We start from the raw sequence: 11739 nt of genomic DNA, 5'->3' as shown, positions 1-11739 counted from the left end.
ATGCATGTTTTTAAAAAACACCTAAACCGCATGGATTAAGGTTGCGCTATGTTTTTCCACTCAAAATCATGTGGGAAAGTTGAGTTAATTAATGTAAGGAGCTGTTTATGTTAGACGTTAAGTTGGCGGTTTCGGAGCACACTAACCAGGAAAACAGAAAGATCTATGACGTGGTTAGTGATGATTCCGCACTGAGATTTGATTCGGAAACGGGTTTTCTGGAAATCCCCGAGGACTATTATCTTGATATTTATATCCGTTATACCGAGGTTCTGGAAGGGGATCTGGAGGATATAAGTCCGAGAATTGTAATCGGTGAGGACAGTTATTACTGCGGATTTCTGTCCGAAGAGGGACTCTGGCATCTTGAATGGAGGCCGGAGCTGGCTCACTGCGGCCGTCCGTTTTTCGGGCTGCCGGGTGTTCATGAAATCAGAATTCAGAGTTTTCTTGACAGAGAAGAGTATTTTGAGGAGTCTTTTCAGGTCGAGGTTCTGGCCACAAGGGCGCGAGCAAGGGAAATAACCACGATACTGGATTTCATAAATGATGACTACGATGCCATTTCTCAGATGTGTCTGGACGGAAATCCTGAAAATAACGGGGTCATTGCCGATCTTATCAATGAGGCGGAAAGAACATATATTCTATGTAAAAGTCTGTGGAGCGTGCTGTTAAGACAGCTGAGATACATTCTTGAACCGAGGCTTGATGTAACTCCTAATGGTCTGCCGAATTCTCCGGAGGCCATACACTGGCTGTCTCTTAACAGTGATGCGGTTGCTCTGTGTTCTCCGTATGAGCAGACCTTTCAGATAAACAATATGCCGGTCAAGACGGAGTTTGCGGCAGAAGAGAAAATGATACCTTCTTACAGGCTTTTTGAGAATCTGGTAATTGCCGGATTCATAAATCACATCAGAATGAAGCTGAGTGCCGTAAAGGATTTTATCAACGGACATGAGCAGAGTCAGCAAAGGCCTGACGGAGAATCTCTGACGTATCCCGGGTACTGCCGATATTCCGGAATCGTGCACGGAGTTCTGTCCAAGAATCTCCAGAATCAGTACAGCAGGGTTATGAACCTTCTTGACGGTTTCTACAAGCTGTACACCAGTTTTGAGAAGGTAACCGGAATAAATTATCTTGATAAGCCGCTGATGCCCAGAATCACACCTTTTGTGGCAAGAACTCTAGTTTACCGCAAACTGTTTGAGCAGGTGGCTAAATGGTACGGTGTCAGTGCGGTTACGCTGACTCTTAATGATTTTACGTCTCATTTCAAGAAGATAGAGAAACTCTATGAGTTCATGGTTCTTTCCAGAATAGTAAATGTTGTCAGCCAGCTGGGGGGGATCTGTGTTTCCCGCGAATGGCATGACATGTCCGTGGATCAATTCGGCGGAAGAGTGGCCGAGCGCCCTCTCAGTGAACCTTTTAATTACTACCGGTGGCTTTCAGAGAACAAGGAGTATACGCTTGAGCTGTGGTACGAACCTAAGATCTTTACTGTCGGCAGAACTGACGACGAGGAACCGATGGTTGTGTGCAGTAAGAACTATGGTAGAGATTTCTACTACACACCGGATTTTGTTATCAGAATCCGGTGGGAGGCTTCTGGGTTTGTGGATTATCTCATCATGGATGCTAAATACAGCTCTTATGATACGGTAAGAAAAGCCTCCCTGCCAATGCTGGTCAATAAGTATATGAACAGCATCCGCGTAAAGAACGCCTTGGGTTTTGACAGCGGCATAAGAGGAGTTCTTGCGATTTATTCAAGAGGTAATGTAAATCGTTTCTCCGAGTATGCGTCCGTTCATGATCTTGACAGTGAGTATCCGGTATTTCCTTCGATTGCAGGCGTGGCGGTAAGGCCTGTAGCAGACAAGGAAAAAAATGAAAAGAACATAAAGGAGTATCTGTCTCTTTTTATCGGCAATCTCAGAAAGGTTCATCATGCTGAATATGAGAGAGTCATTAAGCTTGCCAGAAGGCTTCAAGGTGAAGATTCCGTAAAATAAGCCTGATAAAAAGAATTGAACAGCCGGTATTATGCGGCCACGCTATTGCTCTCTATGTCCGATAGCGGGGTTTTTATTACTTTACGTGTAGGCAAAAGCTTCTTGTGACAGGCTGATGAAAGAAAAACGGTAATTCTGCGAAAACAGAGAAATATAGAGAAAACAGACAATAAATCCTAATGACTAACTGCTGAAATGTTTTAAAAGACTGATGAAGATAAAGATTTGAAAGGCATTTTGAAAAGATGGTCGGCCACTACTTTGAAACCTACGACACCTGATACCGTAGTGTCCAACTTTTCATCTCCTGAATTAATTATAGCCAAATAAAGCCGAAAATACAAGGGGTTTTTATAAAGAAATATAAATATTTTTTGGTCGTGGGCTCGTTCTCTCATCCAAAGCGAACACCCACAGAAAAGTTGCAAACCTATATGTTAAATCATTGAGTTATAATGGTTTTATTTTTCCGTGTATATACCTGTATACACATTGACTTTTTGTGTTAGATGTTCTACTCTTGTTCTTATGCAACGGATTATAGCTTTGATAGATTGTGATTGTTTTTTCGTCTCCTGTGAGCGGGGCAAGGATCCAAAATTACAGGGCAGGCCCGTCTGTGTCATGACCGGCGGTGGTGATAAAGGCATCATTGTTTCCCGGTCAAAGGAGGCAAAAGCACTCGGCGTTAAGATGGGCGAACCGTATTTCAAGGCCAAAGTAGAACATCCTGATGCAATTTGTATTCCTGCGCATCACTCCCTTTACCACGAAATATCGCAACAAGTTATGGACACCATTCGGGATTTTACACCTGATGTTGAGGTTGTTTCGGTTGATGAAGCCTACGCTGATGTGACCGGTTTTAATAAATTGCATAAGATAACCTACACGCAATTCATCACTAATATCCGAGATGAGGTCTTAAAGCGCACAGGAATTCCGGTATCAATCGGCCTGTGTTCATCTAAGACCCTGGCAAAGTTGGCCAGTGATAAAGCAAAAAAATGCGGTGGTATTTATGTGATCCGACCGGAAGTCGATAAGATCCTTGAAAAAGTCGGCGATGATCCGATCGATTCTGTATGTGGCGTTGGCCGGCAGAACTCTAAACACTTATTATATAATGACATCAATACCATTCGAGAATATGTTTCAAAGTCGGACAGCTGGCTGAGAAAAGGTTTTGGCGTGAATGGTGTGACCCTGAAGCACGAACTCCTAGGAGAAACAGTCTCATCGGTAAATCCAAAACCTGAACCACCGCAATCTATTCAGGACACCAGCGCGTTTGCAGAATTTTCAAAAGATATAGATTACCTGCATTCCACACTGTCCGGACATATACACAATGCTTCTAAAAAGCTCCGGCTATGGAACGGATATTGTTCAACTATTGCGGTTATGGTCCGGACAAAGGAATTTGCGGTCTATCAATTAGAAATAAAACTTGAAAAGCCAACGAACTCCGAAAAGACTTTGCGAGATGCGGCGCATAAGTTGTTAGATCAGCTGTACCACCGCGGTACGACCTACCGGTCAACAGGAATCACCTTGATGGACCTTATTATCGGCAAAAAACGACAGTTCTCGCTGTTTGATAATTTAGAGCCGGAAGATGATAAACTCTCCCGGGTAATTGACCAGCTTGAGAACAAATACGGATCCGGGATAATTAAAGCAGGTTGTTAATAACATGGACTAGATGCTTCTAACTGTTGCAAAGGAAATTTTTACTATGAGCATTTTATCTTTATAAAATCTATTTTAAGATATATTTACCATCATAATTTGTGTATATGGATCCACCAAAACTAGTCTTAAATTCAGCTAATCCTTTTAACTTTCCTGACCTTAAATATATTCGAGAACCACCGATGCAAGAAGACTTGGCATTTTCTCTTAAGGCCATTGTCAACTGTTTGTATACAAGGAATTTGTTTACGCCATTCGATTTTTCATCTTCTGAGGCATTGGCAAGATAAAATTCTAATCCTTTATATTTTACAAATATATTACTTGCAATTACCTTATTTTTATATTCTAAAAATAAAATACGGCAATAATCCTTTTTTAATAAATTGAAAAATAATTCCTTAAAATATGATAAAGGAAATACTTCAGCATTAGTTCTTTTATATGTTTTTTTATGTAAATTATAATAAATACACAAATCCTCTTCACTAGGATTTGCAACTCTTATATTATAATTTTCGTCATTACTTATTTTTTTAATTTCTTGACGTGTTGTTTCTGAACAGTTCTTATAGATGTCATCTTCGTTGGTATTTTCAAGATCTACCAATGAATAAGGGACATCTATATTTTCTTGCCCCCAAAATATCAAAGGATTTACTAACCAATTAGTTTTTTTAGGCAACAGTGCTGGAGCATATAACATCATCGTATTAAAACTTTTAATCCCATATTTAGAAACCATATTATCAATAGTTTCCTTAAATAACGATGTGACTTTCTTGAATTGTTTTTTTGATAAATCATCTTTTATACAGAAGCCTCCAATAGAAAAAAGTGACCCACGTCTTTTTTCTACAAGCCCGAACAGTTTCTTTTTACAGCGAAAATTGCCATAAAGGACATATATTGCCAAAATTTCATTTCCGTTCATTATTGCAAAGGACTTATTTTCACCTAGATGTTGGTTCATTTTCATAAAATCAGAGGTGTGATGAAGCCAACCATAACTACTATCGGATATAAATTTATCCCAAAGGAATTTATCAATGCTGTTATAATCGAGTACTTGATACATTTTCACCTCTACTTATTTTTATATTTTAAGTATTTCTCACGAAATTTTTCTTTATGAAGCAAATTAAATAACATTAGATAAATATTTTTTTTAATAAAATAGGAAAGTTTGAACTTTTTCTTATAATATTTTTTTAATAAAATTTTATCTGTTTCTTCATTTTCTTGATTTTTTACTTTTTTAATATTTACTATTTTATTAAGCTCATTTAGACCTATATCTCTCGCCTTCGCTATCAAATCATTAATTTCATTATAATTAAGCATGATATTTATATTTTGTTTTATATCATATGTGTCGCTATCGTAAAAAAATACTTCTTGAGGAATATGTAATATTTTTTGTAAAGATTTAAAGCGATCAGCTCCTCTGTTAGTATTTATTAAACAATTAACTTTTTTATTAAAAATTATAGAAAAACACAATCCATGAAAAGAATCAGTTACAACCAAATTTGCATTTTTTATAAGGTATAACCAGTCTTGAATTGAATGTGTATTTGAGTTTATTTCTATGATATCAAGATTTTTGTCTTTTGCATAATCTTTAATTTTTCGATTAAGATTCTCATCCGCATCAAGAACATAAGATAGTATATATTCGCTACTTTTTAATGCACTTTCTTTTACTAAGTCATCCCATACATTTTCTTCTACTAGAAATACAGGATCAACAATCTGTTTTGCTTTTATATTAAAAGTATTCTTACAAATATCAATTCCAGAAAGTTCTCGGACTGAAACGTAATCAAATCTTGAGAGTAAAAACTTATATTTATCTATCAATTTTGGAGAAACATTAAAAGTGTCAGTTCCAAAACTTGCGGAAAATGCAATTTTGAGTTTATCATAATTAACAAAATTCAGAAAACAGCTATCCTTAAAATAATCATCCCTAAAAACTTGATCAGAGCCAACTATAAATTTATTTGTAATATTATTTAACTCTGCAAGTTCTTTTTCCGAATTGTATATCTTTGTGCATGTTAAGTGTTCTCTAGCAAACTTTTCAGAGATTTTATTGTAAAATACTTCATTTGGATCTCTATCGTATAAATAACTTATCAGAGTTGAAGTTCTTCCATAAAGTGTTAATAATTTTTGTAACGCATATGCTGTTAATGTTGCACCATAATTAATTGTCCACCAAAAATTATATATAGCAAAATCGAATTTGTACTCTTTCAATTGAGCCAAATTGTTATTTAATGTTTCTTTAGCGTAGTTGTTCTTAAATTGCGTGATTAGATGGTTCTTAATAGTAGGATGAGTTAATGTGCCATTGCCATTTTTTGCAACTTCAATTGAAATGTTTTCATTTAGTTTGAGTTCACAAATAATGTTTTTGTATAAATCTTCCCCTTTTTTGTTATTGAGTAATACCATGGATGTACCCAAATTATCATCAAACATTTTATTATATGATTTTATTTCCCAAAAATCACCAAGTGTAATGTCTCCTATTCTCGGTAAAGAGGCATATTTACAATTATAACATGATTCTCTTAATGAAATTGCATTGAGAAATAAATAATAATAAGAGCTTTCTTGATATGGAATGCAATATTCTTTCTTATTAGTGGATACCTTTAAGCTATGTTCGTAATTCCAGCCATTATCCTTATTTCTAAAAGAAATATGTTTTATTTTTTCATCCTTAAAGTTCTCTGATAAGTATTTATTTAATATTTCTTGCGATGACACTCCGTGACACATAATATCAATAGTATATAGATTACTATAGCTTTTGCCTAAAAAAGAATACAACCCCGCGATTTGGCAAGGTGTGCCAGAAAAAAGGACTGTTTTTTTTGCATCTAATATATCTTTCGTTTTTTGATATATATCAGTTAAAGCACTTTGGACATACTTAGAACCTCTTAATTTTTTCAGATCTTCTATTTTATCAATAATGATATGCTTTACAATCGCTTTATTTTCAAATGCTGCCCCTATCACAACACCATTATTACCTAATATATATTCAGCAAGAAGAGAAAAAATACCGCCTGAAGAACTCTCTTTTCTGATATCATCATTTGCCATCGCAGCTTTGCATACATAATTTTGATTATTAATTTTATGTGTAGTTTTAGCAGGGCAAGATTTAACGCATTTACCACAATTTATGCACTTATTTAAATCTACATCAGGATACATAAAGCCGCAAGTATCAGGAGTCATTGTTATCGCACTCTTTGGGCAAATACTTCTACACGCTCCACAGCCTGTACATTGCGCTTTTTTTATGCAATTTATATTTCTCATTTCTTATCCTTTTTAGCGATTGATATTTTGCCTGTAAAAGAGTGCGTCTAAGAAATATTTAACAGCCCAAGAAATTTCGTATTCAGGGAAATAATTTGGCTTATCTCTTGCGATTTTATAAGACCCATACCACCCACCGGATTTATTTTGCAGTGAGGAGGCATATGCAAATGCTTTATCTCCTTTGTCTTTTTCACCAAGTTTGTACCAGCAAATTGCATACTGGAATAAACCAGTGGAACATACAAAATCTACATTGGAGTACGCTGATACTGAGCCGTCTAGCCTTTGATGTAGAGCTATCAGGTCAATAGCTCTTTTGGCCCTTTCTAGTTCTCCAATATCAATAAGTCCCTCAATGATGTAGGCATTAAAATGCGACAAAGTATTAAAATCAGTTAGATTTTCTAACGATAAATAGAAATCAAGAGCTCGCTTTATGCATTGCTCATATTTGTCATCTTTTGTAATTTTTCCAACATATCTTATTGGCTCAAGACAATAAACGTGAATTGCTTCAGGAACTTTTTTCCCATATGGTAAATCCCACCATGAATAATCTTGTGTGGCAATAGAGCCGTTTTCTCTTTGCATTGATAAAATATAATCAGCTCCTTTGATTAGAGCATTTTTATATTTATTGTTTTCATCTAATCCAGCTTCAACAAGTGCGGCTAACCCCTTTAAAATCATGCCAGTGTCAAATGTATAGGGAATTTTTCCGGAAGGCTCACTCCAAGAGCCATTGTCATTTTGTATTGAAATCAGATAGTTTGCATAATTTTTGGCTCTTTCAATATCATTATATTTTAACAGAGTAGGAATGTAATAACCTGTAACCTCAGGATAAATTAATTTTTTATCTTGCGTACTAACAACAATTCCGTTGTTGTCGACGGTATTATTAACTATCCATTTTTTTGCATCTTTCAGCACATCATCCGTACTTTTTTCTTTTTGCTTCTTAAAGAATATTTTCATTTCCAAAACTCCTTTATTGCGGTTGTAATTTTCTCTGTTGCGTGTCCATCCCCGTATGGATTTTTAGAACCATCTAGACGAGTTTCCGACTTGTTTTTTGATAAAATAGCATCAGATTCTGATATAATTTTATCAATATCTGCTCCCACAAGTTTTGAAAAACCGGCATCAACCCCTTCAGTACGCTCAGTTTCATAACGCATGACAAGGACAGGATTTCCAAAAGTTGGAGCTTCTTCTTGAACACCTCCTGAATCAGTCAAAATTAATTTGGTGCTTTTCATTAGGCAAACCAGCTCAGGGTAATCCAGTGGTTCCGTCAATATTACATTTTGTATATTTCCCAAAGCTGTATGAACCTTGGTATACACATTTGGGTTTGGATGCACTGGCAATACGAATTGGTGATCGCTATATTTTTTCGTTAATAAAGTTATTGCTTCCAATATCCTATCTAATCTATCACCATGATTTTCTCTTCGATGTACTGTCACCAAAACTAATTTGTCATTTAAGCTTACGCTACGCGACAACAACTTATTTTGCGCTTCTTTCATAATTTCTTCTGATAAACAGGATAATGCATCTATTACAGTATTTCCCGTGCGAATTATTTTTTTAGGTGGAATATTCTCTTTTAATAATGCCTCATATGCCAATTGCGTTGGTGCAAAGTGCAAATCTGTAATGCGTGCCGTCATCTGACGCATTGCCTCCTCAGGAAACGGCTCAAACAAATCATACGATCTTAGTCCGGCTTCAACATGGAATACTGGTACACGGTTATAAAAAGATACCAAAGCTCCACAAAATACGGTCATTGTGTCACCTTGAACAATTGTAGCATCAATTTTGTTATTTTTATAAATATCAGAAACTGTCGATAAAATACGTGATTGAACACCAGCTAATGTTTGATTAGGTTGCATGGTATCTAATTTAAAATCAGCGGTAATTCCAAAGAAATTTAATGTCTGATTTGATAATTCTTTTTGCTGTTCAGTATTACAAACCAAAACCCTAACGTCAGGATCTTTACGAAGATTCAATATTACAGGAGCTAATTTTATTGCCTCGGGACGTGTACCAAGTATGACAAGTATGTTTTTCATTTTGTATACTCCTTATTGGGAGTTGAAAATGAATATTTATCCATTCTTAATAACCGTGATCTAAGGTTCTTTCGTAGTTTTTTGGGATAAAAAATTAAACAGCAAACTGCTTTCACGGCAAATTGGTACAAACCAATCAGGTAGCATAATTTAGAGTTAGTCTCGTGCAATACGTTTTTGTAAAAACGAAGCTTATCTAAGGCTGTATAATTAAACTTATTAAAAAACGCTTCTGCGTACTTTCTTTGAATGTATTTTGTTTTTTCTTGTATTTGCGCTTGTTTAGTAGCAGTCAGAGAATTAGGCTGCATTCGATAAACATATATATTATCAGGAGTATAATCTATTTTGCCATTTAATGCTATTCGACACCAGTAATCATAATCTTCTGCGCAGAATGTATAAGTATCATATTCTCCAACTCTGTCTGCGATTGTTTTTCTGTACATAAATGCGGCACCAACATTGCATTGTAGAAGCAATCCTGGTTGGCAGCGCTTGTATTTAAAACAGCTTTCGAATGAATACATAAATTTATCATTCTCGTCAACGAAATCAAACGCCATCGATACTAAATCCGTTTTGGGATGTTCGTCGAGATAATCAGATAGTTTTTTTAATGCATCAGGCTTGTAGTAATTATCATCACTTGTCCATGTTAAGTATTTACCCTTTGCACGCCTGAATCCTTCATTCAAACTTGCAGGAAGTTTCGAGTTTTTCTCATTTGAAATAACTTTAATTCTCCTGTCAATTTTTGCAAATTTAGTAGCTATTTCTAGCGTACTATCGGTGGAACAATCGTTGACGATTATCAACTCCCAATCTGTCTCAGTTTGGTCGATGACAGATTGTATTGATTGGGCAAGATAACGCTCACCATTATAGGAAGGTAAAATAACAGATATTTTCGGATTTTTCATACCATTGTCCTCTCATTAAGTTCTTTACATACCAGTTCTGCCTTCCTTATTTCATCAATTTTAGATTGCTTGACTCTACGGATACATATAGGAATAAGGTCAAATAGCTTATAGAAAATTTTACTATTTTTCTTTTGTCGAATTGAGAAGATTGGTAGTTTCAACAACCTAATAACAGTTTTATTTGGCTTGCGGCGTATTTGGAACAGGAATGTTGATAGCTTATATAATTTTTTGTACCAAAGCATTTCCGGATATTTTGAATATAACATTTTCATAAGTTCTCCATGGAGATGAGCCTTACTAAGGTTTCTACTTTCACTTTTTGGCTTTATACGATAATAAAATAACAGTTCAGGAATTCGATAAAAATGTGCATTTTGGCGGTATATCATATTTAACCAAAAATCATAATCTTCCAGCCCCATGTGAAAAGCCATATCAAAGCCGCCTGATTTATCGAAAAGACTTTTTCTGAGTAATGCCGCATTTACCAAACAGTTACCGCGAGCCATGTTGAATTTTGTTGGTTTTGGTAAATACATTTCACCATTCTCACGGCCAAAAGTCATTACTCTGCAGGTTATTATATCGCCTTTACCTTCGATGATTGCATTATATGACTTTTCTAGAAGTCTTTCATCAATTACATCATCACTGTCTAAGAAGTAAATAAATTCACCCTTTGCAAGTTTAACTGCATTATTTCGGGCAACGATAACACCTTTATTTTCTTGCTTAACGACCTTAATTCGCTTATCTTTTTTTTCATACATTGATAGAATATCAGCACTTTTATCTGTGCTTCCATCATCTATACATATAACTTCAAAGTTAGTGAAAGTTTGAGATAAAATAGACCTTAATGTATCAGCTAAATATTTTTCGGCATTATAGACCGGAATTATTACAGTAACCTTAGGAGACTTGTCACATAGGGTATTCTTTTTTTTGGGGGTGTGTTTCTTTACTAGCATTATTTGTCCCGCTGATTTTATTATTTACTTACGAAAATAACCTTATCAATTGTTTCATTGATATCTATCGGTGTAGAAGGATCTAAAGGGTAGAAAGTAAATTCATCTTGAGATAAAAAGTCTTGCAATTTGTATACACTTTCAGGTGTATCAATACAAATGACACGATTTTTTATTTCGTTTGTTGCTAGATTATTTTCCGCCAGAAGCTTCTTTATTACTTCAATTCCTTTAGGTGTTGCACCATTATGAATCAGTGTTGTCTTCATTCTATATTACCTCATAAATATCATTCACTTGAGGTCTCATATGCCTATGCCTAAGGGACCTCAGAAAAAGGATACTCAATAATAAAAAAAAGTAAATGGTCAGAAATAACCATTTCTGATCTAAATATTATGCCATATTCCACGGCATCAGTTTATCTAATACATCAGAGGTAATATGATGTGATTTGTAACCAATAACAGATCCTCTTTTGTCTTTTTCAAATTCTATTTTATCCATATAGAAGGTCATCGCTGTGATGCACTGCATCATGTAGCTTCTGAAATCCACGTTATGTAACATACATGTTTTGTACAGAGAATAGAATTCAGTAACTCAACTTTCCCACATGATTTTGAGTGGAAAAACATAGCGCAACCTTAATCCATGCGGTTTAGGTGTTTTTTAAAAACAT

The 11739-nt window shown here is 35.3% G+C and carries 10 protein-coding genes; 2 read left to right on the top strand and 8 right to left on the bottom strand.

The genetic code is table 11. The annotated features are described in order from the left end of the window. The first annotated feature begins 107 nt into the window (after window positions 1-107). Both ACJMLH_RS05300 and ACJMLH_RS05295 read left to right on the top strand, forming a co-directional pair. Window positions 108-2024, top strand: a complete 1917-nt coding sequence (locus ACJMLH_RS05300; RefSeq protein WP_405275458.1) for a hypothetical protein — start codon at window positions 108-110, stop codon at window positions 2022-2024. 528 nt (window positions 2025-2552) lie between these two features. After that, complete coding sequence (locus tag ACJMLH_RS05295; RefSeq protein ID WP_405275455.1) at window positions 2553-3716, top strand: hypothetical protein; 1164 nt, start codon at window positions 2553-2555, stop codon at window positions 3714-3716. A gap of 70 nt (window positions 3717-3786) precedes the next feature. Here the strand turns inward: ACJMLH_RS05295 and ACJMLH_RS05290 are convergent, their stop codons facing one another. From ACJMLH_RS05290 to ACJMLH_RS05255, 8 genes are all read right to left on the bottom strand, one after another. Further along, window positions 3787-4797 carry a GNAT family N-acetyltransferase gene (locus ACJMLH_RS05290; protein ID WP_405275453.1) on the bottom strand — a complete coding sequence of 337 codons (1011 nt, stop codon included), beginning with the start codon at window positions 4795-4797 and terminating at the stop codon, window positions 3787-3789. 8 nt (window positions 4798-4805) lie between these two features. After that, window positions 4806-7064 (bottom strand): polysaccharide pyruvyl transferase family protein, encoded by a 2259-nt coding sequence (locus tag ACJMLH_RS05285; protein ID WP_405275451.1) that lies wholly within the window; start codon window positions 7062-7064, stop codon window positions 4806-4808. Window positions 7065-7076: 12 nt separating this feature from the next. Further along, window positions 7077-8045 (bottom strand): prenyltransferase/squalene oxidase repeat-containing protein, encoded by a 969-nt coding sequence (locus tag ACJMLH_RS05280; RefSeq protein WP_405275449.1) that lies wholly within the window; start codon window positions 8043-8045, stop codon window positions 7077-7079. Next, window positions 8042-9157 (bottom strand): non-hydrolyzing UDP-N-acetylglucosamine 2-epimerase, encoded by a 1116-nt coding sequence (gene wecB / locus ACJMLH_RS05275; RefSeq protein WP_405275447.1) that lies wholly within the window; start codon window positions 9155-9157, stop codon window positions 8042-8044. The genes ACJMLH_RS05280 and wecB overlap by 4 nt, the downstream gene beginning before the upstream one ends. Beyond that, entirely contained in the window at window positions 9154-10080 is a 927-nt protein-coding gene (locus tag ACJMLH_RS05270; protein WP_405275444.1) for a glycosyltransferase family 2 protein, read from the bottom strand. Before ACJMLH_RS05270 ends, wecB begins: the two co-directional genes overlap by 4 nt. Next, on the bottom strand, window positions 10077-11057 hold the full coding sequence (locus tag ACJMLH_RS05265; protein ID WP_405275442.1) for a glycosyltransferase family 2 protein: 981 nt from the start codon (window positions 11055-11057) through the stop codon (window positions 10077-10079). The genes ACJMLH_RS05270 and ACJMLH_RS05265 overlap by 4 nt, the downstream gene beginning before the upstream one ends. Window positions 11058-11077: 20 nt before the next feature. Continuing rightward, window positions 11078-11326, bottom strand: coding sequence for a hypothetical protein (locus ACJMLH_RS05260; RefSeq protein ID WP_405275440.1), 249 nt, complete (start codon window positions 11324-11326; stop codon window positions 11078-11080). Between the two features lie 127 nt (window positions 11327-11453). After that, window positions 11454-11615 carry a hypothetical protein gene (locus tag ACJMLH_RS05255; protein ID WP_405275438.1) on the bottom strand — a complete coding sequence of 54 codons (162 nt, stop codon included), beginning with the start codon at window positions 11613-11615 and terminating at the stop codon, window positions 11454-11456. Window positions 11616-11739 lie beyond the last annotated feature (124 nt).

Source organism: Methanobrevibacter sp. (assembly GCF_045116495.1).
GTDB lineage: Archaea > Methanobacteriota > Methanobacteria > Methanobacteriales > Methanobacteriaceae > Methanocatella.
This window is presented reverse-complemented; position numbering and strand designations above follow the sequence as displayed.